Annotated in this window: 23 protein-coding genes; 1 reads left to right on the forward strand and 22 read right to left on the reverse strand. The window is 46.7% G+C overall.

The features are described from left to right. Positions 1-128 precede the first annotated feature (128 nt). Complete coding sequence (locus ABUE30_RS06955) at positions 129-590, forward strand: DUF721 domain-containing protein (protein WP_408622995.1); 462 nt, start codon at positions 129-131, stop codon at positions 588-590. Between the two features lie 23 nt (positions 591-613). Here ABUE30_RS06955 and lpxC read toward each other — a convergent pair whose 3' ends face one another. The 22 genes from lpxC to mutL form a co-directional block, all read right to left on the reverse strand. After that, on the reverse strand, positions 614-1,537 hold the full coding sequence (gene lpxC, locus ABUE30_RS06960) for a UDP-3-O-acyl-N-acetylglucosamine deacetylase (RefSeq protein WP_408622996.1): 924 nt from the start codon (positions 1,535-1,537) through the stop codon (positions 614-616). Between the two features lie 92 nt (positions 1,538-1,629). Next, positions 1,630-2,796, reverse strand: coding sequence for a cell division protein FtsZ (gene ftsZ / locus ABUE30_RS06965; protein ID WP_408622998.1), 1,167 nt, complete (start codon positions 2,794-2,796; stop codon positions 1,630-1,632). 40 nt (positions 2,797-2,836) lie between these two features. Further along, entirely contained in the window at positions 2,837-4,093 is a 1,257-nt protein-coding gene (gene ftsA, locus ABUE30_RS06970) for a cell division protein FtsA (protein WP_408622999.1), read from the reverse strand. Beyond that, on the reverse strand, positions 4,090-4,869 hold the full coding sequence (locus ABUE30_RS06975) for a cell division protein FtsQ/DivIB (RefSeq protein WP_408623000.1): 780 nt from the start codon (positions 4,867-4,869) through the stop codon (positions 4,090-4,092). The genes ftsA and ABUE30_RS06975 overlap by 4 nt, the downstream gene beginning before the upstream one ends. Positions 4,870-4,986: 117 nt before the next feature. Further along, on the reverse strand, positions 4,987-6,447 hold the full coding sequence (gene murC, locus ABUE30_RS06980; RefSeq protein ID WP_408623200.1) for a UDP-N-acetylmuramate--L-alanine ligase: 1,461 nt from the start codon (positions 6,445-6,447) through the stop codon (positions 4,987-4,989). Between the two features lie 4 nt (positions 6,448-6,451). After that, positions 6,452-7,522, reverse strand: a complete 1,071-nt coding sequence (murG, locus tag ABUE30_RS06985; RefSeq protein ID WP_408623001.1) for an undecaprenyldiphospho-muramoylpentapeptide beta-N-acetylglucosaminyltransferase — start codon at positions 7,520-7,522, stop codon at positions 6,452-6,454. Next, a complete protein-coding gene (gene ftsW, locus ABUE30_RS06990) occupies positions 7,519-8,718 on the reverse strand; it encodes a cell division protein FtsW (RefSeq protein ID WP_408623002.1) in 1,200 nt (399 codons plus the stop codon). Before ftsW ends, murG begins: the two co-directional genes overlap by 4 nt. Continuing rightward, on the reverse strand, positions 8,715-10,022 hold the full coding sequence (gene murD, locus ABUE30_RS06995) for a UDP-N-acetylmuramoyl-L-alanine--D-glutamate ligase (RefSeq protein WP_408623003.1): 1,308 nt from the start codon (positions 10,020-10,022) through the stop codon (positions 8,715-8,717). Before murD ends, ftsW begins: the two co-directional genes overlap by 4 nt. 15 nt (positions 10,023-10,037) lie before the next feature. Beyond that, positions 10,038-11,120: a phospho-N-acetylmuramoyl-pentapeptide-transferase gene (gene mraY, locus ABUE30_RS07000; protein ID WP_408623004.1), complete on the reverse strand. Its 1,083-nt coding sequence runs from the start codon at positions 11,118-11,120 to the stop codon at positions 10,038-10,040. Next, positions 11,114-12,496 carry a UDP-N-acetylmuramoyl-tripeptide--D-alanyl-D-alanine ligase gene (locus tag ABUE30_RS07005; RefSeq protein WP_408623005.1) on the reverse strand — a complete coding sequence of 461 codons (1,383 nt, stop codon included), beginning with the start codon at positions 12,494-12,496 and terminating at the stop codon, positions 11,114-11,116. The genes mraY and ABUE30_RS07005 overlap by 7 nt, the downstream gene beginning before the upstream one ends. Continuing rightward, positions 12,490-13,956 (reverse strand): UDP-N-acetylmuramoyl-L-alanyl-D-glutamate--2,6-diaminopimelate ligase, encoded by a 1,467-nt coding sequence (locus tag ABUE30_RS07010; RefSeq protein ID WP_408623006.1) that lies wholly within the window; start codon positions 13,954-13,956, stop codon positions 12,490-12,492. The genes ABUE30_RS07005 and ABUE30_RS07010 overlap by 7 nt, the downstream gene beginning before the upstream one ends. Further along, a complete protein-coding gene (locus ABUE30_RS07015; protein WP_408623007.1) occupies positions 13,946-15,688 on the reverse strand; it encodes a peptidoglycan D,D-transpeptidase FtsI family protein in 1,743 nt (580 codons plus the stop codon). Before ABUE30_RS07015 ends, ABUE30_RS07010 begins: the two co-directional genes overlap by 11 nt. After that, positions 15,685-16,002, reverse strand: a complete 318-nt coding sequence (gene ftsL / locus ABUE30_RS07020; protein ID WP_408623008.1) for a cell division protein FtsL — start codon at positions 16,000-16,002, stop codon at positions 15,685-15,687. The genes ABUE30_RS07015 and ftsL overlap by 4 nt, the downstream gene beginning before the upstream one ends. Continuing rightward, positions 16,002-16,943 carry a 16S rRNA (cytosine(1402)-N(4))-methyltransferase RsmH gene (gene rsmH / locus ABUE30_RS07025; RefSeq protein ID WP_408623009.1) on the reverse strand — a complete coding sequence of 314 codons (942 nt, stop codon included), beginning with the start codon at positions 16,941-16,943 and terminating at the stop codon, positions 16,002-16,004. Before rsmH ends, ftsL begins: the two co-directional genes overlap by 1 nt. 1 nt (position 16,944) lies before the next feature. Then, positions 16,945-17,400: a division/cell wall cluster transcriptional repressor MraZ gene (mraZ, locus tag ABUE30_RS07030; protein WP_408623010.1), complete on the reverse strand. Its 456-nt coding sequence runs from the start codon at positions 17,398-17,400 to the stop codon at positions 16,945-16,947. 374 nt (positions 17,401-17,774) lie between these two features. Next, positions 17,775-19,070 (reverse strand): adenylosuccinate synthase, encoded by a 1,296-nt coding sequence (locus ABUE30_RS07035; RefSeq protein WP_408623011.1) that lies wholly within the window; start codon positions 19,068-19,070, stop codon positions 17,775-17,777. 191 nt (positions 19,071-19,261) lie between these two features. Continuing rightward, positions 19,262-20,146, reverse strand: a complete 885-nt coding sequence (hflC, locus tag ABUE30_RS07040) for a protease modulator HflC (RefSeq protein WP_408623012.1) — start codon at positions 20,144-20,146, stop codon at positions 19,262-19,264. 3 nt (positions 20,147-20,149) lie between these two features. Then, complete coding sequence (gene hflK / locus ABUE30_RS07045) at positions 20,150-21,340, reverse strand: FtsH protease activity modulator HflK (RefSeq protein ID WP_408623013.1); 1,191 nt, start codon at positions 21,338-21,340, stop codon at positions 20,150-20,152. 31 nt (positions 21,341-21,371) lie between these two features. After that, positions 21,372-22,670, reverse strand: coding sequence for a ribosome rescue GTPase HflX (gene hflX, locus ABUE30_RS07050; protein WP_408623014.1), 1,299 nt, complete (start codon positions 22,668-22,670; stop codon positions 21,372-21,374). Positions 22,671-22,713: 43 nt separating this feature from the next. Then, positions 22,714-22,950 carry an RNA chaperone Hfq gene (gene hfq / locus ABUE30_RS07055; protein WP_408623015.1) on the reverse strand — a complete coding sequence of 79 codons (237 nt, stop codon included), beginning with the start codon at positions 22,948-22,950 and terminating at the stop codon, positions 22,714-22,716. An 86-nt stretch (positions 22,951-23,036) separates the two neighbouring features. After that, positions 23,037-23,981 (reverse strand): tRNA (adenosine(37)-N6)-dimethylallyltransferase MiaA, encoded by a 945-nt coding sequence (miaA, locus tag ABUE30_RS07060; RefSeq protein WP_408623016.1) that lies wholly within the window; start codon positions 23,979-23,981, stop codon positions 23,037-23,039. Beyond that, entirely contained in the window at positions 23,978-25,747 is a 1,770-nt protein-coding gene (gene mutL, locus ABUE30_RS07065; RefSeq protein ID WP_408623017.1) for a DNA mismatch repair endonuclease MutL, read from the reverse strand. The genes miaA and mutL overlap by 4 nt, the downstream gene beginning before the upstream one ends. Positions 25,748-25,759: the final 12 nt, after the last annotated feature.

Genomic DNA, 25,759 nt, shown 5'->3' on the forward strand with positions numbered 1-25,759 from the left:
TGAATTCAACTCTGACATGTCATTTTTTGTCACCTTACCACTTTGACCGTCATGTGCTCACATCTTTGTCGATCTTATCTGTCAGCCCAGTATACTAACTACATCATACTCACGAAGGTCAGTTATCCATGTCCAAACGTTCACATCAACCTGTTGATATTGATCGTCTATTTGCCAATGGGCAATTTGCGCAATTTAAACAGACGACCGAACGCCGACGATTACTGATGACCAATACTGAGCATATTTTGCAACGTTTTCACCTACAAAGCTGCCAACTCACCCAATTAGATAATGGTCGAGCCGTGATCAGTGCCCCAACAGCAGCTTGGTTAAACCGCTTACGGCAGCTTAAATCACAATTATTAAGTGAGTTACGCACGCATTATCCAGGACTGATCTCATTGGAGCTAAAAATCAATCCTCAATTGGCTAGCATTAAACCAGAACCGTTGGTAAAAATCACTACTACGCGACAAATTAGCCAACAAAGTGCAGAACATATTAGAGCAGCAGCCGATCACATGCCTGACGAATTAAAAGAGAGGCTAGAAAGAATAGCGGCGCTGTGCGGAGAGAAAAATAAATAGCGCCGCTACTAATTGATGTAGAGCTAGAAGGCCTGTATCGGTTGACTATAAGTCATTGGCACTTCAGCCGCTTCATCATCAAATGTGACCACTTCATACGCTTCTGGAGTCGCTAACAACTGACGTGCTAACATATTATTAAGCGCATGCCCTGACTTATAAGCACACAAGTGCCCTAGGATAGAATGGCCAGTCAAACATAAATCACCAATAGCATCGAGCACTTTATGACGAACAAACTCATCTTCATAACGCAGCCCATCATCATTCATGATCCGATAATCATCAAGAACAATGGCATTGTCTAAACTACCACCAAGCGCCAAATTATGGGCTTGCATAAATTCGACATCATGCAAAAAGCAGAAAGTCCGAGCACGGCTCAACTCTTTGACAAATTTCAGGCTGTCAAAGTCCATCGAGATACTTTGGTTACGCCCAGCAATGGCAGGATGCTGAAAATCGATGGCAAAATCGATCTTAAACCCGGCCGGATTTGGCCGCAATTCAGCCCATTTGCCTTCATCAGCTTCAACACGTACCGTCTGCTTAATTTGGATAAAGCGTTTGAGCGCACTCTGCTCTTGAATACCCGCAGATTGAAGCAAAAAGACAAAAGGACTCGAACTACCATCCATAATCGGAATCTCTGGCGCATCGACTTCCACGATCAAATTATCTAACCCCAACGCTGCAACCGCTGACAATAAATGCTCAACCGTTGCGATTCGATGGCCTTGCTCATCGACCAACCCCGTACACAACGTGGTGTCTTTAACCAAATCAGCTCGGGCAGGAATGACAACCATCGGGCTTAAATCGACGCGATGAAAGACAATCCCAGTATTAATGGGTGCCGGATTGAGTGCAATAGTCACTTTGTTGCCTGAATGCAAACCAATCCCTGTCGCATGGACAGGTTTCGTAAGTGTTCGCTGTTTAATCATGGGCACAAAACCTCTTGTCAAATCCGGCCGTCATAAATTTGGTCGGATATATTACCATAAGTTTAGACGACTCTACAGCTCATTTCCTCTATTTAATCGGCCTGACGACGCAAGAATGCAGGAATATCCAGGTATTCGAGGTCACTTTTGGGCTCAGGTGTCGCTGTGGAATGTCCACCTATCGCTGCTTTATTTTCAGGTGCAGGTACCGTATTTTGATGCACATTTGATGCCACCTGAGTCGGTTGTGGTTTTACCACTTCTTTAGCACTATTATTCACCAAGGTAATATCAGGGCGACGTTCAGCACCAATCCCTGTCGCAACAACCGTCACACGCAATTCATCACTCATGTCAGGATCAATCACAGCACCTACAACGACAGTTGCATTTTCTGAGGCAAAAGCTTTCACCGCATTACCGACTGTTTCGAACTCTTCAATACTCATATCGAAGCCGGCAGTAATATTGACCAAAATACCACGAGCGCCCGCTAAATCAACATCTTCAAGCAATGGGCTAGAAATCGCCATTTCAGCAGCTTCTTCAGCGCGATCATCACCTTTGGCAATGCCAGTGCCCATCATTGCAGTGCCCATTTCACGCATCACCGTGCGCACATCAGCAAAGTCAACGTTAATCAGACCGGGACGAGTAATCAGCTCGGCGATCCCTTGAACTGATCCTAACAGGACATTATTAGCCGCTTTAAACGCATCTAACAATGACACGCCTCGTCCAAGTACTTTCAACAACTTATCATTAGGGATAGTAATCAGTGAATCAACACTTTTGGCTAATTCATCAATCCCATTTTGAGCAAATGTACTGCGTTTTTTACCCTCAAAAGCAAAGGGACGAGTGACCACGGCTACCGTCAAAATACCCAGCTCTTTGGCAATTTCAGCAACCACTGGGGCTGCGCCGGTCCCTGTACCACCGCCCATGCCAGCAGCGATAAATACCATATCGGCACCTTCGAGCATATTTTGAATTTGTTCACGATCTTCACTTGCCGCTTCCCGACCCACATCAGGATTTGCCCCAGCGCCAAGCCCTTTGGTAATCCCGCTACCAATTTGCAAAGTTTTATTCGCTGTTGAATTACGCAGCGCCTGAGCATCGGTGTTGATTGCAATGAATTCAACGCCTTCAATCGACTGCTGCACCATGTGTTCGACGGCGTTACCGCCACCACCACCGACACCAACCACTTTAATAACGGCTTCGTCGGTATGGCTATCCATAATCTCAAACATATCTCTCTCCGCGTGATTCTTTCACCAAGATGATGAAATATTAAAACTCGCCTTGGAACCAGCTTTTCAGCCGATTCAATAAACTACTGACAGATCCTGACGACTTCTCGTCAGTAAAGCGCTCGTGGCGATTTTCTCTGCCATAATGAAGCAACCCAACTGCAGTTGCATAAGTTGATGCTTGAACATATTCAGTCAAACCAGCGACTCGTTCTGGTTGACCGACTCGGACTTGACATTGCAATATCTGTTCTGCGCACTCAATGATGCCCTCCATCTGAGCGGCGCCGCCAGTCAGAACGACCCCTGCGCCTAATTGGTGCTTCACACCTTGCTTTTTCAAGCGATCACGGAGCTCATCCAATTCAGATTTCACCATCGCCAATAATTCGCTATAACGCGGCTCAATGACTTCGGCCAATGTTTGTCGTTGCAGGCTTCGCGCCGGACGCCCACCGACACTTGGTACCTCGATCGTATCATCGCGGCTAACCAATTGGCCTAATGCACAACCATATTGCACTTTGACATTCTCAGCATCGCTGAGTGGTGTACCAAACGCATAGGCAATATCACTCGTGACCGCATTCCCAGCATAGGGAATGACCGTAGTATGACGTAATGCCCCACCTGTATAGGCCACCAAATCCATCGTACCGGCCCCGATGTCAATCAGGCAGACTCCTAACTCTTTTTCATCGTCAGTTAACACCGCATAGCCAGAAGCTAGCGCCGAAAAAATTAACTGGTCGACTTTTAAACCACAGCGCTCAACACATTTGACAATATTGCGCGCCATATCATTATGACAGGTAATCAGATGCACTTTCGCTTCCATACGAACCCCAGACAAACCAATCGGATTCTTAATACCTTCTTGGTAATCAATCGCAAACTCTTGCGGCAAAACATGTAAAATACGATGCTCATCTTTGAGCCGAACTGATTTAGCGGTATGAATCGCATTGTCAACATCGTCTTGAGTGACCTCATCTTCATTGATAGGCACCATACCTTTTTCGTTCAGGCAGCTAATGTGCTTGCCTGAGACACCAAGATACACCGAGCTAATCTGGCAATCGGCCATCAATTCCGCCTCGTTAACCGCTCGCTGCACTGACTTAACGACCGCTTCTAGATCATTAACGCCACCTTTATCCATGCCTTTAGACGGATGGGAGCCAACCCCAATGATATTCAGTTGGTTATCAGGCAGCACTTCACCTATCAGTACTGCGACTTTCGAACTGCCAATATCCAGTCCAACAATGAGATTTTTATCTGTCGTTTTGGTCATTTCGCCGTTGAATCCTGTTGCTGCTTCCAGCCTATTGCTAAACCATTGCTATAACGCAGGTCAGCATAGGCCATCTTTTCTGGATGCAGTTGGTTATACAAACTAATAAACCGCTGCAATCGCTTGATCCGGTCGCGCTGGCCAATGCGTACCTCGATCCCATTCGTTAACGTCAGTGACCATGAATGACGCGCATCCAATGTGACTGAAGTAATTCCTATCTGTAGCGTTTTCAGCATCTCCTGCATCTGCTTATATGCCTCTAGCACCTCAGCTGCACAATCATCCGGTCCATATAAATGCACCAATGGCTTATCCAGCCGATCCGTTGGAGCATCAAAAATAGTCCCTTGCGGATTTAATAGTGCCGCATTATTCCAAAATGCGACGGGCTGATATTCCTGCAGATACAGCCGTAATTTATTGGGCCACTGTTTGCGGACACTCACCGTCTTGACCCAAGGTAATGCCAGCAACGCTTTTTGCACCTTATTCACATCCAAGGTAAAAAAATTCCCTGAATGGCGAACTTGCTGCAGCGCTCGCTGCAGATCGCTATCGTTCACATAATGCCGAGAACCCGAGATCAAAATCGAAGTCATCGGGACCAACTGACTATTACTCAGTTGATTGTATATTTTCAGGCACACAGCACTTAGTCCAAGTACCACCGCGAGAAAAAATGCCATGCCCGCTATATAGCATTTATCGACTTGGCCATTCACCAACACCGGCAGACGTAATCGCTTTGACCGTATAAGCCCAGCTAATCGCACCTATTTATCCTGTAACCAAAGCTGACCATTATAGCGTCAGTACTAGGCCCTTTAAATGCCTGTAGTAATGCTTTATGCTTAAAATTTACTGCAAATACCCCTTTTACTGACTTTATTTCAGCAACCATCCGAGAACTCTTTCATTTTTTCGATATCTAATCCAAGTTCTGCTAATTGCCGAGCAAGCATACCAATATTGCCAGCACCTTGAGTCATGACAAGATCTTGGCCTTCAATAATCTCTGCTAATCGTAGTGGCAGTTCAGCGGGCGTTTTTACATAAATCGGTTCTAATCCGCGCTGACGTAGCGAACGGCACAAAGCACGGCTATCCACCCCTGGGATCGGATCTTCGCCCGCACTGTATACTTCTAACAGTAACAGCTGATCCACCTGACTTAACACTTCAACAAAATCTTCGTAGAGATCCCGTGTTCTGGTGTACCGATGAGGCTGATAGGCCATGACCAGCCGCCGCTCAGGCCATGCTTGACGGGCAGCGGCAATTGTTGCGGCGACCTCCGTTGGATGATGGCCATAATCATCCACTAAGATAGCGCTCCCACGCCCAGTCTCAAACTCACCATATTGCTGGAAACGTCGTCCGATCCCCTGAAAATTATTCAATGCGGCAATGATATATTCATCGCTAATGCCATCTTCACTGGCAATAGCCACAGCTGCTGCCGCATTCAGCGCATTATGTCGCCCTGGCATTGCCAGTTCGATGGCCAACGGCTCTGCGCCTTGGCGGATCACTTTAAACCAGCATCGGTCACCGGTTTGACTAAATTCACTGACCTGTACATCGACGCCGTCTGAAAATCCATAGGTGATCACCTGTCGTCCAATTCGGCTCACCAATGCCGCGACGACGGGATCGTCACCACAAACCACGGCCACACCATAAAAAGGTAAATTGTGTAAAAATTTAATAAAGGTTTCTTGTAACTGATTAAAATCACCCGAATAGGTGTCCATATGATCAGCTTCAATGTTAGTCACCACGGCCATCATCGGCTGTAGGTGCAAAAAGGATGCATCACTCTCATCAGCTTCAGCAATCAGGTAGCGGCTCGAGCCAAGTCGTGCATTGGTTCCAGCACTGTTGAGCAACCCACCAATTACGAAGGTTGGGTCGCGTTCGGCCTGCGCATAAATCGAAGCAATTAAACTCGTAGTCGTCGTTTTCCCATGGGTTCCCGCTACCGCCACACCATGGCGATAACGCATCAGTTCAGCTAACATTTCGGCCCGGCGCACAACCGGAATGCGCAGCTGCCGAGCCGCAGCCACCTCAGGGTTTCCTTCGTGAATCGCTGAGGAGACGACCACCACACTGGCACCGTCCACATTTCTGGCTTGGTGCTGATAAAACACGCTAGCACCGAGTGCTTCTAAGCGTTCAGTCATGGCATTATGTTGCTGATCTGAGCCACTAATTTGGTAGCCTTCATTGGCAAGCACTTCGGCGATACCACCCATTCCTGCACCACCAATTCCAACAAAATGGATACGTTTGACTCGGCGCATCTCTGGAATCATCAAACGTAATTTGGCTAACTCAACTTTGGTCATTATTTTACTCATTTTTTATCCATTGCTGGCACACATCAGCGACTTGTTGTGCGGCATCACCGACAGCTAATTGTAGTGCTTGACGGGACATCACTTCACGCACAGAAGGAATTGCCAGCTCTTGTAATAATTCACTTAGATGCAATGCATCTAACGTTGTCTGCGGCAAAATCTTCGCCGCCTGATGATCCGCTAAATAGCAAGCATTGCGAGTTTGATGATCATCCACAGCATGCGGCAGTGGTATAAAAATCGCGGGTAAGCCGGCCGCTGCTATTTCACTCACTGTTAATGCCCCAGCACGGCAGATCACCAGATCGGCCCAGCGGTACGCTTGAGCCATATCATCTATAAATTCTTCAACATGAACATTGGTCACGCCCAATGCTCGGTAACGTTGTAAAGTGTTTTCAGCATTGCCGCTGCCTACTTGATGGCGCACTTGCAACGCCAAATTAGCGCAAGATTGGATCGCACCCGGTAATTGTTCATTGAGTACCCGAGCACCCAAACTGCCACCCACCACTAATATGTTCATCCGTGAGGTAAAAATCCGCGCGCTCTGACCAACCTGTAAAATCTCATCTCGAACCGGATTACCAACTTGAATCGCTCCGGGCAATGTTTCAGGAAATGCACTCAAGCTGCAACTGGCAAATCGATTAAGCCAACGATTAGTCATGCCTGCCACCGCATTTTGCTCATGAATGATCAACGGAATACCTGACCATTTAGCCGCTAAGCCACCTGGACCGCTAGCAAAACCACCCATCCCTAACACGACCGTCGGTTGTAATCGCTTCAACAAACGACGCGCCTGTAACAACGCACAAAAAATCTTCCAAGGTGCACTTAATTTACGACGCCAACCATTGCCTCGTACGCCCTGAATATCCAAAAACTCAATATCAAAACCATGGCGCGGAACGATATCAGCTTCCATACGAGTCGCAGTGCCAAGCCAAGTGACTTTCCACCCTCGAGACTGCATCACTTTCGCCACGGCTAAGCCAGGAAAAACATGTCCCCCGGTTCCACCGGCCATCACCAACAAATGTGGCGTTTGATAACTCATTCGCCCTCCCGACGGTGCGCCTGTTGATCGTCTTGACGCCATTCAAAATCAATCCTTAACAATAAGCCAATGGCAATTGCCATCACTAATAAACTCGAGCCACCATAACTTACTAAAGGTAACGTCAGACCTTTGGTCGGCATCATGCCGGAAGCAGCACCAATGTTGACTGCACTTTGAAATGCGATCCAAAAACCGATCCCACAGGCCAAATATCCCTCAAATGGTCGCTCACTTTGCAGTGCCCTGCGACCAATAGCAACCGCTTTATAGGAAAGCCAACTTAAAAGCACTAACACCACACAAACGCCCACAAACCCTAATTCTTCGGCTAATATCGCCATCACAAAATCGGTATGCGCTTCAGGTAAATACTCAAGCTTAAGAACCGAATTACCGAGCCCCTCACCAAACCACTGACCGCGGCCAAACGCCATCAATGACTGGGTTAATTGGTAGCCACTGCCAAATGGATCCTGCCAAGGGTTTAAAAACGAGGTCACCCGCTCCATTCGATAGGGCTCTGTCACAATTAAGATAACCACTGCCACCGAGCCACTAATAATCAGGCCAAAAAACTGAATCAGCTTCGCTCCCGCAATAAATAACATGCCAATGGTTGCCACAAACATCACCACCACCGTGCCTAAATCAGGCTGAGCGAGGATCAATAAAGCCATCACACACAACACGGCCAGCGGTTTTAAAAAGCCTTTCAAGCTATCCCGAATCTCCTGATGGCGTCTAACTAGATACCCAGCTAGATAAGCAAACAGCGCCAATTTGGCAAACTCGGCAGGTTGAATATTCAGCGGTCCAATGCCAATCCAGCGGGAACTCCCATTGACATTGCGCCCCACCACTAACACCAGCACCAAACCGAGCATGGTTGCCAGTAAAAATTTGGCGTTATGTTGTTTCCAAAATTCCACCGGAACCTGCACGGTGATGGCCATTGCCAGCAAGCAGATCACGACATAAACCGCATGACGGCGGACAAAAATAAACGGACTATGATGCGATGCCATACTCTCAGCAATCGATGCTGACGCCACCATCACTAATCCTAAACACAATAGTGCAATCGCTAGTAACAACAGCGAGCGATCATAAAGACGGCTACTCTCTGAACCCACTGGGGTTCGCAGCCATAAAAGCGAACGTTGCAGTGCTGTTGGCCACAACCTAAGCTTCATAACGCCTCCACCAATTGCCGGAAGTGCTCTCCTCGGGCCTCAAACCCTGAATACATATCTAGGCTTGCACAGGCTGGAGAGAGTAACACGCGGTCGCCTTTCTGGGCCTTGGCAACGCACCAACTTAACGCCTGTGGCAAATCATCAACTCGTTTGGCACGTGGGCAAACCTGTTGTAAACGTGCCGCATCTTGGCCAAACACCACAAGACCAGCAAGCGGTGCTAACCAAGGCGATAATTCATTAAAATCAGCCCCTTTCCCATCACCTCCCGCTATCAACCAAGTCTGTCCAGACTCATATGCAAAGCCTTGTAGAGCCGCGATAGTCGCACCAATATTGGTTGCCTTAGAATCATTAATAAAACGGACGCCTTGATGATAGCCCACGGTCTCGCAGCGGTGTGCTAATCCAGAAAAACGTTTCAAAGTGCGGATCATCGCCTCGCGCGCTATCCCAGCTGCATCGCCCAACGCCAATGCAGCTAACGCATTGGCCCAATTATGGCGACCGCTCATTTTGAGTGATTGACAATGCAATAAGCACTCATCGCCAATCATCAGTGCCGACTCTGATTCATTGATCCAGTAATCTGCTTTTTTCTCGATAGAAAACAGCTGCAATGAATCAACCTCAGCATTCGGCCAGCTTTGTGGATCATCCGCGTTCGCAATGCAGCACTGACAATGCTGATAAATGCGCAGCTTGGCATCGCGATAATCAGACAAGTCATGATAGCGATTCATATGATCAGCACTAACATTTAACACAGTTGCTGCACGCAGACGTAAGTTGTCTGTCGTTTCCAATTGAAAACTAGACAGTTCCAGTACATACAGCTTGGCATGTTGCCCAAGTAACGCCAATACCGGAGTTCCAATATTCCCACCGACAGCAACCTCAATCCCTGCTTCACGAGCCATCTCACCGACTAAGGTGGTCACCGTCGTTTTACCATTGCTGCCAGTAATTGCGATAACCGGCGCATCAACCGCACCAGCAAATAGTTCCACATCACCAATCACCGACTTGCCTTGGTGTTTAAGTCGTTTAAAAAGATCCGTACGAATGCTCAGCCCAGGCCCCACGATCAATACATCTAGCCCACTGAGAACATCTTCATGGCTAGTAAGCTCGCCAGTTAATAGCGCAACCCCATCCGGCAGTTTTGCTGCTAATGGCGGCGTATCACGCGTATCAAAGACCAATGGCGTGACCCCGTGTTGACACAGGTACTCAACCGTTGAAAGCCCAGAACGCCCGAGCCCAATCACACCATATTGCTGTGTTGGATGAATCACCATTACAAAAGCCTCACCTTAACGAACCTTCAAGGTCACTAGACCAATTAATACTAAAATTAACGAAATAATCCAAAAACGCACAATCACGCGGGTTTCTGGCCAGCCTTTTAACTCATAGTGATGATGAATTGGCGCCATCCGAAAAATACGTTGGCCGCGTAACTTAAACGATCCAACTTGTAAAATCACAGAGACAGTTTCAATCACAAACACGCCTCCCATAATCACTAACAAAAACTCTTGACGAACCAACACCGCCACAGTTCCTAAAGCAGCGCCAATGGAGAGCGACCCTACATCCCCCATAAACACTTGCGCCGGATAGGTGTTAAACCATAAAAATGCAAGTCCTGCACCAGCTAAAGCCGTACAAACCACCACCAGCTCACTAGCCTGTGGCACGTAGGGAATGAACAAGTACTCAGAGAAATGACTATTCCCAGTCAACCACGCCAACAGTGCAAACGCACTGGCAACCATCACGCTGGGCATGATGGCAAGGCCATCAAGGCCATCGGTCAGATTAACCGCGTTACTGCTACCGACGATGACAAAATAAGTTAACGGTATAAACAGCCAGCCCAGCTGTGGCATCAGCTCTTTGATAAATGGCAATACCAACTGAGTTTGGGCAGGACTGTCCGCATTAAAGAAGATAAACAGGCCCACACTTAAGGCGATCATTGATTGCCAAAAATATTTCCAGCGGGCGATCAATCCATCGGTATTTTTACGCACGACTTTTCGATAGTCGTCAACAAAGCCAACCAAGCCAAAGCTACCCATGACATAAAGCATGATCCACACATAGCTGTTATCCAGTTTGGCCCATAGCAATGTGGATAAAAATACCGACGCTAAGATCATCAATCCACCCATGGTTGGGGTGCCTGATTTACTCAAATGCGTTTTTGGCCCATCATTTCGAACCGTTTGTCCTATTTGTAATTGTTGTAGGCGACGAATTACTTTTGGCCCAAGCCATAAGCCAAACGTCAACGCTGTTAAAAGGCTCATAATCGCCCGAAAAGACAAATAGTCGAATAACGCAAAAGCGCGGTAGTAATGCTCTAAATATCCCGCGAACCAAACTAACATTGATGAACCTTATTAAAGTGTTGTTGTATAAATTGAACGACGTTTTCCATTTGACTAGCACGTGACCCTTTGACCACGACCACGCATTCACATCCTTGCTGTTGAATATCCTCTAAACGATTCAACAATGCCTGGGCGAGTAGCGGTTGATCTGGATAGTGCTGCCCTAAATGCCCAGCCGTCGCAACAGCCTGTTTCATCCATGTCCCCGTTGCCATAAGCTCAATTTGGCGCTTCGCCGCAGCGCGACCTAATTGTTGATGAGCGAACAGCGATTGCTCGCCCAGTTCCCCCATATCGCCAGCCACTAAAATTGCCCGTCCCTGACTTTGTACTAATACCTCTAACGCGGCCATAAACGATGCAGGATTGGCATTATAAGTGTCGTCAAATAAGGTCATTGACTCTGCTAATTTGAGCCGCCTTAAACGACCCGCGACTCCTAAAAATTCACTTAATTGACGAGCAATAACGGCTAATTCAACCCCCATTTGCAGTGCCATCGCAGCGGCGGCGCAGCTATTTTTGACATTGTGCAAACCTGCAGTTTTTAACACAACGGGCGCGCTTTGATGAGCAAAACATAAACTGAACTGATAACAGCCATCCTTCAGACGCTGGCAATCTTGCGCCTGCACATCGGCACTATCATCTAAGCCAAAGGTCACACATTGCGATGTTCCCGCCTTTTGGCGAAACAGCGTCTGATAAGGGCTATCTGATTCAAATACTGCGCAGCCTTGCCCTTGCAGGGCAGCTAAAATCTCACTTTTCTCATGAGCGACCCCATCACGACTGCCAAAACCTTCAATATGGGCATCACCGACATTATTTACTAGTGCTACATTGGGATGAGCAATCTTTGCGGTATAAGCTATTTCGCCAGCATGATTAGCACCCAGCTCTAACACCATCGCTTGATAATGGGGCTGTAGACGCAGCAAGGTCAGCGGCAAACCAATATCGTTATTAAAATTGCCTTGCGTAAAGAGAACCTGATAATGACTAGCCAAGATGAAACTAAGCATCTCTTTAACTGTCGTTTTACCGTTACTACCGGTAATCGCTGCAACCGGACCTTGAAATTGTTGACGTTGCCAACTGGCAATTTGACCCAATGCAATACGGGTATCATCAACAAGAACATACGAAAGTTTGCTCTCAATCGGCAAGCTAACTAATGCCGCCCCAGCGCCGTTAGCAACCGCTTGCGGGAGATAATGATGGCCATCGAATCGCTCACCTTTAAGCGCGACAAACAGCTCCTCCGGAGCAATATGCCGACTATCGGTTGAGAACGAACTAATCTGGCAATCATTGCCATGAACTGTGCCCTGACAGATTTGTGCAATTTGAGACAACAAGAGCGTTAACATGATGCCTCCGCTAACAATTGAGCAACCACCGCACGCTCATCATAAGCAAGTCGCTGTTGACCGATAATTTGATAATCTTCATGTCCTTTCCCTGCCACTAAGATCATATCTTGCTTTTGCGCTTGGGCTAATGCGGCCTGAATAGCGCTGCGACGATCTAAAATGATGCTTACCGATTGGCGATGTTCAAACCCTTGGCAAATGTCATCAGCTATTAGGCTAGGATCTTCGCTGCGCGGATTGTCATTGGTGACAATGACCTGATCGGCATAGTTCTCAGCGGCTTGTGCCATCAATGGCCGTTTACCGCGATCGCGATCACCGCCACAACCGAAAATACAGATCAATTTACCACTGCAATGGCTGCGAACACCTTGCAAAGCTTTTGCTAACGCATCTGGCGTATGAGCATAATCAACGACCACTTGCGTTCGGCCACAAAAAAGCTCCATCCGCCCCGGTACCGCTTTTAACGCGAGACAATCACCAAGCGATGCGTCGCTAACAAGCCCAAGCTCGTCTAAGCAAGCAATCGCGGCTAATAAATTGCTGACATTAAATTGCCCCAATAGTGGCACTTCAATCGGCCATTGTTGATCGTGATGATGAACGCGGATTTGGCAACCTGATTCGGTCATTGCAATCACGCTTGCCTGCCAATCTGCTTGGCATTCAAGCGCGTAACTTTTTGCATTGGGATAGCGTTCAAGTAACTGTTGACCAAACGCATCATCAGCATTGATGATCTGCACACCTCGAGTCGTCATCGCCATAAGCTGTGCTTTCGCTTCACCATAGGCTTGCATGGTGTGGTGATAATCGAGGTGATCGCGAGTTAAATTGGTAAACACTGCGCCCGTAAACGGCACCCCTGCAACACGCCCTTGAACAAGCCCATGCGATGACACTTCCATCGCCACCAGTTCAATACCTGATAGGGCAAATTGGTTGAGGATACGATAGACCGAGAAAATATCCGCCGTCGTATTTAATGCGCCATGAAGCTCACCGGGACGCCCCTGACCTAACGTACCCATAACTGCCGCCGGAATATGGTTTAGTTCAGCTAAGGAAGCGAGCAAATGTGTGACAGTGCTTTTACCGTTGGTACCCGTCACACCAATAATATGGCGAGGTAATTGGCGATAACAGCGCTGTGCAAGCGTCGCTAATGCCTCTTTTAAACCATAGAAGTGGATGATAACAGCGCCATCTCGGCGTTCAATCTGGCCATGCTGTGCTTTATCATCAACTTGCGAGAGCACCACAGCGGCCCCTTGACACAACGCCTTTTGAATATAATCGCGACCATCACTTGTTGCCCCAACTATAGCGATAAAAACACTATTGGGAATCACAGCACGGCTATCAATAAAGAGATCACTGATATCCACATTGAATGTTTCGGGCAACGGCTGATGTAACCAGCCCGCGATTAATTGGGCTAGTTTAACCTTCATTATCGTTCTCCTGACGCTTAGGGCTATCAAGCGCCACCAAACGAAACCCTGTACCATCAGGCGCGACATTTAAATATTGTAAGCTTCCCGCCATCACTTTCGAGAAAACTGGCGCCGCGATCTGACCACCATAATAGCGATCCCCTTGCGGGTTATTGATAACAACAGCAATAGCCAGGCGCGGTTTGCTCACCGGTGCAACACCTGCAAATAACGCCACATAATTATCACTGTAACCACCCGCATTGGCTTTGCGACTAGTGCCTGTTTTCCCTGCAACTTGATAGCCAGGTACCCGTGCTTTAGGCGCTGTTCCTTCGTCACTAACCACCGATTCGAGCATTTTTAACACCATCAAAGTATGCTGACGGTCAAAGACTCGTTTTCCTTGGGGCGCTCGATCGAGTTTTAACAATGAAATAGGTCGGTCAATCCCTCCTGCCCCCAAAATGGCGTACGCATGAGCCAGCTGTAAAGGGGTAACCGTTAAACCATAACCAAATGCCAATGTAGCGAGCTCAAAATCAGACCAATGCCGTCGCTGCGGTATAATACCCGTCGATTCGCCATCAAGCCCCGTTCCTGACACATTGCCAAATCCGACTGAATAAAAGGTATTGAGTATTGAATTAATCCCAGAACGAATAGCTAAAGTAGCCGCCCCAATATTGCTTGATTTTTCCAAAATCGTGGTTAGATTCATTTTTCCGAGAATTTCGTCATCACGCACAATATGGTGGTCGATACGAATATAGCCCGGTCGGTTATCGATAATTGTATTTTTATTGGCCACACCTTTTTCAAGAGCAGTCAACATCACAAAAGGTTTCATCGTTGAACCGGGTTCATAGGCATCCGTCACTGCGCGATTGCGATAACGATAACTTTGCAGTTGGCTGCGATCATTGGGGTTAAATGAAGGGCTATTAGCCATTGCTAACACTTCCCCCGTATTAATATCGAGTACCACTACACTGCCTGAAGTCGCATTTGTTGCTTCTACTTCTTGTTTCAAAGCACGATAGGCAAGCGTTTGGATCCGCTGGTCTATGCTCAGTTGGATATTATGGCCAGGCTGTTGCTGTTTAAGTACCGAAATATCTTCAATCGTGCGCCCTAAGCGGTCTTTACGAACCAACCTCTCACCAGGTCGCCCCGACAGCCATTTATCATAACTGCGTTCAATCCCCTCTTGACCGTGATCATCAATATTAGTAAAACCAACCAAATGTGCACTAATCTCACCGGATGGATAAAAACGTCGCGACTCTTCTTTTTGATAGACACCGGGGATCTTAAGCTCTTCAATGTATTTGGCTAAATTGGCATTGACTTGACGCTGCAGATAAACAAAACGCCGCTTAGAATTGCTAACTCGCTTGCGCAGCGATACCTCACTGACATGCAGTGCTTTAGCAAGCGCTTGCCATTTTCGCCGTTGCTGCAAACTATGCTGATCATGAACTAACTTCGGATCAGCCCAAATCGCTTCGGCAGGAACACTAACAGCTAACTCATTACCGTTTCTATCCATGATCATCCCCCGAGGTTCTCGAGTTGTCTCTGTGCGTAAAGAACGCATATTTCCCTGATCAATTAACTGCTGCGCATCCACAATTTGGATATACGCAACTCGTCCTGTAAGCGCTAAAAAAACGAGCGAAATACACCCTAATACCACAACAAAACGCCAGCGGATATATAACCGTGGTGACTTTGACTCACGCTTCATGGGGTCACCAAAATCTCATCTTTTGTTTGTGGATGAACCATCTGCAACTTACTCTGTGCTAATTGCTCAATTCTGTTGTGATCATCGAGCGCATTGTCTTCGATTAACAAATGCCGCCAATCATTGTTCAACTGATCTCTCTGATCACTTAACTGTGCTCGTTGCGTAATCAATAACCGCGTATTCTGCGTCACCACAACAATCGCCAGCGCAGAAACCAATGCCACAACAACCAGTCCCCACATCAACTTAAATCGCTTGAGATCATGTAAAATAATGCCAAGTAAACTAGGTTGTGCGGTGGCAATGTTCATCACGGTAAGCGCTCCGCCACACGTAATACCGAACTGCGTGAGCGACTGTTTTGTTCAATCTCTAGCGCCGACGGTTTACGAGCCTTACCTATCGCTTTGAGCGTTCGCCCTTCACTTAATTGAGCGTCGGTTAGAGGCAATCCTCGCGGATATTCCTGACCTTTTTGCTGATGGCGAATAAACCGTTTGACCATTCGATCTTCAAGCGAATGAAAACTAATCACTGACAATCGACCTAGCGGTGCTAATATGTTGACTGCACCTTGCAGCGCTTGATCGATTTCATCAAGTTCACTATTAATGAAAATACGGATTGCCTGAAAACTTCGCGTCGCCGGATGCTTGTGTTTTTCTTTAACCGGCATTGCTTGGCTGATTAATTCCGCTAACTCAACCGTGCTGCTCACTGGCTGAACTTGGCGTCGTTCGATAACAGCAGTAGTGATCCGTTTAGCAAAGCGTTCTTCACCAAAGGTTTTTAAGACCCAAACTAAGTCATCAAATTCTACTGTTTCAAGCCACTGCGCTGCAGACTGTCCTTGCGTTGGGTCCATACGCATATCCAGTGGCCCATCGCGCAAAAAACTAAATCCACGTTCAGCATCATCAAGCTGCGGTGATGACACGCCTAAATCAAATAACACCCCGTTGACAAGGCCCGCCAAATTGAGCTCTCGTATATAATGCTCAATTTTAGAAAATGGTCCTTTTAACACAGTGACTCGAGGGTCATCTGCAGCCAGCTTCTCGGCGATTTGAATGGCTTGTGGGTCACGGTCAATCACTAATAACCGTCCCGCCTCTCCCAATTGAGAAAGGATCTCACGGCTGTGTCCACCTCGACCAAAAGTGCCATCAACATAAACGCCATCGGCTTGAATATTGAGTGCATCGACAGCTTCGTTCAACAGCACTGTTTTATGTATAAATTGCTCTGTCATGTTATAAGGAAAAATCCCGCAACTGATCACTAAGAAATTCGTCTTCATCAGACGAACTGAGATCATCGGCAATCTGCATATCCCAGTTTTCCGATGACCATATTTCAAATTTGTTAAGCTGGCCAACCAACATCACTTGCTTGTCTAAATTCGCATGTAAACGCAGAGGCGCTGAAATCAACAACCGGCCATTCTTATCCATTTGGCAATCATCAGCATATCCCAATAGCAAGCGTTGTAATCGTCGCTCAACCGGGTTCATACTCGACAATTTACGCAGTTTTTGTTCGATTGCTTCCCACTCATTCAGTGGATATAACAATAAACAATTCAATGTGATATCTACAGTGCTGACCATCATTCCTTGGCACTCTTCGAATAAATACTCACGATAACGCATCGGCATCGTCAGCCGACCTTTGCTATCAAGATTAATTGCATTCGCGCCACGTAACATGAGTATCTAATCCGTTAAGATCCACATTGATCCACTTTTTACCACGATAGTAAGTTTAAGGAGCCTCATCCCCCTTTGCAAGCAACCTCTCTGCTCAAATTGTATAAATATTCGACAAGCTATATCTGTTATTCGTTAATTGATTGATAAGGAAAAAGAATTAATCATTTGGTGAAAGAGATAGATCTGACTCATAGATGCGATTATTACGATAAATAGGGGTGATTTCTGTCAAAATTTGCAGACAATGGCAGGTGAGATCAAAAATGTCGTGTCCCTTAGCGCCTTCAGCCGTCAAATCATCGCTTAATTTTGAAAGTATATAGACAAAAAAAGCGGCTCAACTGAGCCGCTTTTTCATACAACGTCAAAATTTAGGCGAACGGATGACGTAAAATAATAGTTTCTTCACGATCAGGTCCAGTTGAGATGATATCAACAGGAACATCAAGAATCGCTTCAATACGGGCAATATAAGCCAGCGCATTGGCAGGTAATTCATCGCGGCGTTTCACACCAAAAGTAGATTGGCTCCAGCCAGGCATCGTCTCGTAAACCGGTTCAACATGTTCATAACCTTCCGCCGCCATGGGTGGAATGTCGAGCACGCTACCGTCTGCCATTTTATAGCCAACGCAAATTTTAACTTCCTCTAAACCATCGAGAACATCCAATTTGGTCAGACACAAACCAGAGAGACTATTAATTTGAATTGCCCGGTGCATAGCGACAGCATCTAACCAGCCAGTGCGCCGACGGCGACCAGTTGTTGCACCAAATTCTTGACCTTTTTGACACAACATTTCGCCAACTTCATCAAACAATTCTGTTGGGAATGGTCCTGCACCCACACGCGTGGTATATGCTTTGGTGATCCCCAACACATAGTCTAAATAACGAGGACCAAAACCACTGCCTGTTGCAACGCCACCGGCAGTCGTATTCGATGAGGTCACAAATGGGTAGGTCCCTTGATCGATATCAAGTAGCGTCCCCTGGGCACCTTCGAACATAATGCCTAAACCTTGGCGGCGAGCACGATCGAGCAAACTTCCTACATCTTGCACCATCGAGGTTAATAAACCTGACAGCTCTTGCATACGTGCTAGTACATCATCATAACGAACTGGTTCGGCTTTATAATAATGTGTTAGCATAAAGTTATGATAACTCAGCACATCTTTAAGCTTAACGGCAAATTGCTCCATATCAAATAAGTCACCCACTCGCAGACAACGCCGAGCGATCTTATCTTCATAAGCAGGGCCAATCCCTTTGCCGGTCGTGCCAATCGCATTTTTACCTAAAGCAGCTTCACGCGCGGCATCCAATGCAACATGGAATGGCAAAATCAACGGACACGCTTCACTGATGATCAAACGTTCTCGCACGGGGATACCCCGCGCTTCTAGCGTCTGCATTTCATCAACCAGGGCTTCAGGAGATAGCACCACGCCATTACCAATCACACAGGTGACGTTATCACGTAAAATACCGGATGGAATGAGATGGAGTACGGTTTTTTCACCGTTGATGACTAGTGTATGACCCGCATTATGGCCGCCTTGAAAACGAACTACATAGGTAGCTTTATCGGTAAGCAGATCGACGACCTTCCCTTTTCCTTCGTCTCCCCATTGAGAGCCGAGAACGACTACATTCTTTCCCATTTTCTAAATTCAGCGTAGTTATTAAAAATAGAGTCTATCAAATTTAGAGCGTGGATGGGAGGCGGATTGCCCAGATATTAGACAAAAAGTACATGGATAGAATAAAACGATTAAAGCAAAAAAATTAATCTTTTTTATCAAACAAAAATCCGGCTAGAAGCCGGATTTTATAAAAAGGTTCTTCATACAGTCTATTTCTGCAATGCATCAGGACCTTGTTGAAACACCTTGAAAAAGCTGCTGTCAGGCTGAATGACCATCACATCTGAACCTGAATTAAAGCTGTGTTTATAAGCTTGTAAGCTTCGCCAAAACTCAAAGAACTTCGGTGCTTGGCTATATGCTTTAGAATAAATTGCGGCCGCTTGTGCATCCCCAGCACCGCGAATAGTTTGTGCTTCGCGTTTTGCATTAGCCAACAACACCAAAACACTGCGGTCCACATTAGCACGAATAATCTCCGCTTGCTCACGCCCTTGCGACCGATGTTCAGCCGCTACAGCATGACGTTCAGCACGCATTCGCTGGAAAATACTCGCGCTGACTTCACTGGGTAAGTTGATCTGCTTGATGCGTACATCCAATACGGTCACACCAATTTCAGATGAACTCGCTGAGCTTTTAAGCGCTTCGGCCAAAATGGCACTACGCTGACCTGACACAATTTCGTCAATGGTGCGATTACCAATTTCACTGCGCAGTCCATTACTAATTTTACGTTTCAACAGCGATTCGGCCTGATTAATACTTCCCCCAGTTGACAGCAAAAACTTACCAAAATCGGTAATTTTCCATTTCACGTAAGAGTCAATAATCAAATCTTTTTTCTCAGAGGTGAAAAAGCGGTCAGGTTGACCGTCCATCGTCTGAATACGGGCGTCTAATTTACGCACCGAATCAATGAGAGGAACTTTAACATGCAAACCTGGAGCATATACATCAGGGTCGCCTTTCGCATTACGCTTAATTTTGCCAAACTGAATAACTAACCCTCGATATCCTTCTTGCACTTCAAATACAGAAGAATACCCCAGCAGCAACACCACAATAACGGCAATAATTGAAAACTGTTTCATCGTTTAATCCTTCCCATAACGATCGGTTCGAGTATCATCAGGGCGCAGTGGCGCAGTGGTGGTACTACTATTCGAGCTGCTCTGGGTTGTTGGCGTATTAGTCGACGTTGAGGTATTGGATGAACTTTTTGAGTCAACCACAGATGAGCGTTTATTCGCCTGTTCAATTAATTTATCGATGGGTAAATAAACCATATTGTGACTATCTTTAGTATCCAAAAAGATCTTCGATGCTTTTCCGTAAATAGATTCCATGGTTTCCATATAAAGCCGTTGACGGGTCAGCTCAGGAGCCTTGCGATATTCAGGCAATAATTGATCAAACTGTGAAACATCCCCTTTAGCACGCAGCTCTACTTGTTGCTGATAGCCTTTGGCTTGTTGAATTAAGGTTTGCGCTTCACCGCGTGCTTTTGGTTGCACTTCGCGCTGATAGGCTTCCGCTTCACGGATATAACGCTGTTCGTCTTCTTGGGCTGCAATCGCATCATCAAAGGCTTTTTTCACTTGTTCTGGCGGACGGGCTGGCAAGAAGTTTACATCAACAATCTCAACCCCCATATCGTAAGGTTTGATGATTTTTTCGATGAGTTTCCACGTTTGTTGACGGACTTTTTCACGCCCTACGGTCAGTATGTCATCCATTTTTGTGTGGCCAATAACATAACGCAGCGCACTATCGGTCGCTTGACGCAAGCTGTCATCAGCATTCGTTACGCTGAATAAATACTTTTCAGGTTCGCTGACACGATATTGAACATCAAGCTCAACACGCACCACATTTTCACCTTCAGTAAGCATAAATCCAGATGCTGGGATCGAGCGAATCGACTCCACATCAACTGGAATCACACTATCAACAAAAGTAGGTTTCCAGTGTAATCCAGGCAGTTCTTCACTTTGGTATTGACCAAAGCGTAGCAATACGCCGCGCTGTGCCTCTTTAATGGTGTAAAAGCCACTGATCACCCAAATAATGACCAATAACGCAACAACAACCAGAAGAATACGCGAATTAAAAGATCGACCACCCGAGCTTGTTGGACCTGATGGTTTTCCACCAAATAATCCCATCAAGCGCCGACCGATCTTCCCTAAAATTGCATCTAGATCAGGGGGCCCCTGATTCTTTTTATTATTACCCCAAGGATCACGATTACCGCTCCCCTTGTTGCCAGGCTCGTTCCAGGCCATTTGACTCTCCGCTATTTATTCTGAATTAACCTTAGTCTTTATCTACCGAATTCACAAAATTCGACAGCAGTTCGTGATGATGCTTACATAAACGTTGCCATTCAACTTGGGGAACCCGAATATCAATTAGCCAATTCCCCTGCTCATCCAGATTTTCCTGAGTAATGGCATCTAACTGATAAAGCTGACTGCGCAATCTGCCAGCTGTCGGAGGCAGCTGAATATGCTCCTCGACCATGGTTCCGGCTAAGCGTTGGCTGATCGCCTCTTGTAATAACGTCAACCCGAGCCCTTGCTGAGCACTCATCCATACTCGCAGCGGTAGCCCTTGTTCATCAAAATCAATATGTGGTTCAATTCCCTCACACTGATCAATTTTATTCATGACCAATAGCTGTGCGATGTCATCAGCTTCAATCTCTTCAAGTACTAATTGTACTTGCTCGATATTGTCCGCCATCCGCTCATCACTGCAATCGATCACATGAAGCAACAACTGTGCATCACGCGTTTCTTGTAATGTGGCTTTAAACGCGGCCACCAAATCATGTGGTAAATGCCGAATAAACCCAACCGTATCAGCTAAAATAGTGGTCCCGACATCTTCGATCTCAAAACGGCGCAACGTCGGATCGAGGGTCGCAAATAGCTGATCAGCAGCGTAAACACCTGATTGGGTTATCGCATTAAATAATGTCGATTTACCCGCGTTGGTGTATCCAACCAGAGATACCGTCGGAAGATCTGCCCGCTGACGGGCTCGGCGCCCTTGCTCACGCTGTTTACTCACCTTGTCCAAGCGAGCCAAGATAGACTTAATGCGAGCGCGTAACAATCGACGGTCCGTTTCAAGTTGAGTTTCGCCTGGACCCCGCAGGCCAATCCCCCCTTTTTGTCGTTCTAAATGCGTCCAACCTCGAACTAAGCGAGTTGAAAGATGGCTCAACTGCGCTAATTCAACTTGTAATTTCCCTTCATGCGTGCGCGCTCTTTGCGCAAAGATATCAAGGATTAAAGTCGTACGATCTAATACTCGACATTCACATAAACGCTCTAAATTACGTTCTTGCGCAGGGGATAATGCGTGGTTAAAAATCACCACATTGGCTTGATATTGATGGACAGTTTGGGCAATTTCTTCAGCCTTGCCTTCACCAACATAATATTTAGGATGAGGTGTACTTCGGCGTCCTGTCACAACAGCTACCGACTCTACCCCAGCTGAACTAACTAACATTTCCAGCTCTTGCAGGTCTTCTCGGTTGTCTTCACTGGAAAAGTGAATATGTACCAAGACGGCCCGTTCACCAGCTTCATAGCGGTCAAACAAGCTTTAAAACTCCTTATCGGTCAGGCTTACGCCTGACACGCAATTAACTGTCGCCGTTCTCAGGTGAGTGATGCGAAACAGGTCGGGCAGGAACAACCGTTGAGATAGCATGTTTATAAACCATCTGACTCACAGTGTTCTTCAACAAAATGACAAACTGGTCAAATGACTCAACTTGTCCTTGTAACTTAATACCGTTGACCAAATAAATTGAAACAGGAATGCGTTCCCGACGCAACGCATTCAAAAATGGGTCCTGCAATGATTGCCCCTTAGCCATTGATGGTTTCCTTATTATTTTATAGTAAATTTACTTTTATAGTTTTTTAAGATCTAGTTTTAATTATATACCAGTAACTTGAGGCCTTATAGACGGATTTTCAAGTTTTCCGGTAATCTATTTAGAAGTTTATCAATCGCATGTAAGTCATCACTTTCAAGCCAAGTCAAATTATCCCAGCTTCGTAGCCAAGTCAGCTGACGTTTAGCTAACTGACGGGTAGCCGCAATCCCTTTAAAACGCATACTGGCAAAATCATACTCGTCATTGAGATACTGCCACATCTGACGATAGCCAACACAGCGCATCGATGGCAGTTGTGCATTGAGCTCACCTGACGCCATTAACTTGCGGACTTCTTGCTCAAAGCCCAAATTCAGCATTACATCAAACCGCTGCTCAATACGCTGATGTAATATACCGCGTTCACGTGGAGCAATCGCAAACTGTATCATGTTAAAGGGAAGTTCGGGCGTTTTTTGCGCAGTGAGCTCAGTTAATGTTTGGCCAGTTAAACGAAACACCTCAAGGGCCCGCATCAATCGCTGAGGATCGTTCGGATGGATTCGCTCAGCACTAATTGGGTCAACATCAAACAATTGCTGATGCAAAGCCTGCCAACCTTGTTGCTTCGCTTCTAAAGCAATCGTCGCACGCAGCGCTTGATTTGCAGTTGGCAGCGTGGATAACCCCTCAACCAAGGCTTTAAAATAGAGCATAGAGCCCCCCACGAGCAGTGGGATTTGTTCTTGCTGATGAGCTTGTTCAATTAATATGAGCGCATCGTAGCGAAAATCGGCGGCAGAGTAACTTTGACTCGGCTCGCGAATGTCGATTAGATCATGCGGATATAAAGCCTGTTCGCTAAGCGTTGGCTTAGCCGTGCCAATATCCATACCTCGATAGATTAAGGCCGAATCGACACTAATCAAACGAATCGGTAAACGATCACAAAGCTGCATGGCCAATGCGGTCTTCCCTGAGGCAGTGGGTCCCATTAAGGTTAACACGGTAGGCGCATTTACCGTCATTTAAGTGTCTCCAATAGCTGACATCCCGTAATCGTTTGCATCAATTCAGCAGGTAATTGGGCTGTTTGTTCATCCAATAGCTGCTGATATATCGCCAGTGCCTGCGACCAGTTAAATTGCAGCAGCGAAGCACCGATCTGTGCTAAGTGCTGACAATAATGAAGCGGCGTTTGAAGTGCCTCATCTTCGGCCATTAAACGGCTGCAGAGCGTTTCAATAAGTGGCTGTAACGGGGCGCGGCGCAGACAACTAGGTGTACCTAAAACGGTGATCGCTTTCCCCTCATCGCGCAGTCCAAAGCCAAGCTGAGTCAGTTCGCTCAGGTGTTCTTTAAGCCAACGCAAAGACGCTGCTTCAAGGGCAATTTTTTGGGGTAACAACAGTGGTGCGCGAGTGATCCCACTATCCCACTGCTGCAGAAATTGCTGAGAATAATACCGCTGCCACCCTTGGCCAAGATTAAGTAATGCTAGCTGAGTCGTTTGATCACCCACCAACAAATAACGTGATTCAATCAGTTGCAAAGGCCGCATGCGAGCTGCTGTGACTAACTCCGTCTTCGCTGGCAATGATTCGCTGGCGCTATCCAACCATTGCCGCTGCACTTGCACTTGCGACGCTGCCGGTTTTTCTGATGTATAACGCAGCGCCTGCGGTTGATACTCAGCACGAGGAACTTCGCGAGACTGCTCGACGCTGCTTGATGGCGCCTCTATAGAGCCGTAGTCATGGTAATGTTCCGATATCGGCTGCAGATCGGCACCATCTAATTGACTATGCAACACCTCACTGATGATTTTTTGAATATAATCATGGATCAAACGTGCTTGGTGAAAACGGACTTCATGCTTAGTAGGGTGAACATTGACATCCACTTGATCACAAGGCAACTCAAGATATAAGACAAACGATGGATAAACGTGCTCATCGAGTATGGCCGCAAAGCTTTGGCGAATCGCATGCAAAATAAGTTTGTCACGAATAGCCCGACCATTGACATAAAAATACTGATGATCACTATTGCTTCGAGCTACTTCCGGCCTGCCTAACCAACCCCAAAAATGCAATGATTGATGCTGATTATCTAACGCCCAAGACTGCTCAGTAAAGCCTTTCCCCAAGACGCTGCTCACTCGTCGCTCAAATTGTTCCGGTGTTTTTGCCGCGCGATAATGGCGCAGCAATTTGCCATTATGCGTGAGCTTGATACTGACAGGATAATAACTTAAAGCGAGCCGTTTTAACTGCTCATCAATGTGATTAAATTCAGTTTTTTCACTGCGTAAAAATTTGCGCCGCGCTGGCGTGTTAAAAAATAAGTCTTGCACTTCAACCGAAGTGCCAATCGGATGCGCTGCCGGGGTGACGACCACGGTCATATCCCGTCCAGAGGCCTGTGCCTGCCACGCATTTTCTTGATCCATGGGTCGCGATGTCATCGTCAAACGGGCCACCGAGCTAATACTGGCAAGCGCTTCCCCGCGAAACCCCAAGGTATCAATATGCGCCAGATCATCTTGACTGCTGAGCTTGCTGGTTGCATGTCGCGACAATGCCAACGTGATCTCGGCTTCTGCTACGCCACAACCATTATCACGTACCAAAATACGTTTATGACCACCACGATCTATGACAATTTCAATTTCACTAGCACCTGCATCAAGGCTGTTTTCCACTAACTCTTTAACCACCGACGCGGGTCGCTCAACCACTTCGCCTGCGGCAATCTGGTTGGCCAGTTGCGCTGGCAAAATTTGTATTGTCATAACACATCCTTA

The organism is Celerinatantimonas yamalensis (assembly GCF_046054155.1).
GTDB classification, from domain to species: Bacteria; Pseudomonadota; Gammaproteobacteria; order Enterobacterales; family Celerinatantimonadaceae; genus Celerinatantimonas; species Celerinatantimonas yamalensis.

What these genes read in the sequence shown, in the direction of transcription:
- hflC (WP_408623012.1), bottom strand. Translation starts at nt 20,146, where the DNA reads ATGAAACAGTTTTCAATTATTGCCGTTATTGTGGTGTTGCTGCTGGGG.
- mraZ (WP_408623010.1), bottom strand. Translation starts at nt 17,400, where the DNA reads ATGTTACGTGGCGCGAATGCAATTAATCTTGATAGCAAAGGTCGGCTG.
- murG (WP_408623001.1), bottom strand. Translation starts at nt 7,522, where the DNA reads ATGAGTTATCAAACGCCACATTTGTTGGTGATGGCCGGTGGAACCGGG.
- rsmH (WP_408623009.1), bottom strand. Translation starts at nt 16,943, where the DNA reads ATGACAGAGCAATTTATACATAAAACAGTGCTGTTGAACGAAGCTGTC.
- mraY (WP_408623004.1), bottom strand. Translation starts at nt 11,120, where the DNA reads ATGTTAGTTTGGTTCGCGGGATATTTAGAGCATTACTACCGCGCTTTT.
- murD (WP_408623003.1), bottom strand. Translation starts at nt 10,022, where the DNA reads ATGGTGATTCATCCAACACAGCAATATGGTGTGATTGGGCTCGGGCGT.
- ABUE30_RS07035 (WP_408623011.1), bottom strand. Translation starts at nt 19,070, where the DNA reads ATGGGAAAGAATGTAGTCGTTCTCGGCTCTCAATGGGGAGACGAAGGA.
- mutL (WP_408623017.1), bottom strand. Translation starts at nt 25,747, where the DNA reads ATGACAATACAAATTTTGCCAGCGCAACTGGCCAACCAGATTGCCGCA.
- lpxC (WP_408622996.1), bottom strand. Translation starts at nt 1,537, where the DNA reads ATGATTAAACAGCGAACACTTACGAAACCTGTCCATGCGACAGGGATT.
- ABUE30_RS06955 (WP_408622995.1), top strand. Translation starts at nt 129, where the DNA reads ATGTCCAAACGTTCACATCAACCTGTTGATATTGATCGTCTATTTGCC.
- ABUE30_RS07010 (WP_408623006.1), bottom strand. Translation starts at nt 13,956, where the DNA reads ATGAAGGTTAAACTAGCCCAATTAATCGCGGGCTGGTTACATCAGCCG.
- ftsW (WP_408623002.1), bottom strand. Translation starts at nt 8,718, where the DNA reads ATGAAGCTTAGGTTGTGGCCAACAGCACTGCAACGTTCGCTTTTATGG.
- ABUE30_RS07015 (WP_408623007.1), bottom strand. Translation starts at nt 15,688, where the DNA reads ATGAAGCGTGAGTCAAAGTCACCACGGTTATATATCCGCTGGCGTTTT.
- hflK (WP_408623013.1), bottom strand. Translation starts at nt 21,340, where the DNA reads ATGGCCTGGAACGAGCCTGGCAACAAGGGGAGCGGTAATCGTGATCCT.
- miaA (WP_408623016.1), bottom strand. Translation starts at nt 23,981, where the DNA reads ATGACGGTAAATGCGCCTACCGTGTTAACCTTAATGGGACCCACTGCC.
- ftsA (WP_408622999.1), bottom strand. Translation starts at nt 4,093, where the DNA reads ATGACCAAAACGACAGATAAAAATCTCATTGTTGGACTGGATATTGGC.
- ftsZ (WP_408622998.1), bottom strand. Translation starts at nt 2,796, where the DNA reads ATGTTTGAGATTATGGATAGCCATACCGACGAAGCCGTTATTAAAGTG.
- murC (WP_408623200.1), bottom strand. Translation starts at nt 6,447, where the DNA reads ATGACCAAAGTTGAGTTAGCCAAATTACGTTTGATGATTCCAGAGATG.
- ABUE30_RS07005 (WP_408623005.1), bottom strand. Translation starts at nt 12,496, where the DNA reads ATGTTAACGCTCTTGTTGTCTCAAATTGCACAAATCTGTCAGGGCACA.
- hfq (WP_408623015.1), bottom strand. Translation starts at nt 22,950, where the DNA reads ATGGCTAAGGGGCAATCATTGCAGGACCCATTTTTGAATGCGTTGCGT.
- ftsL (WP_408623008.1), bottom strand. Translation starts at nt 16,002, where the DNA reads ATGAACATTGCCACCGCACAACCTAGTTTACTTGGCATTATTTTACAT.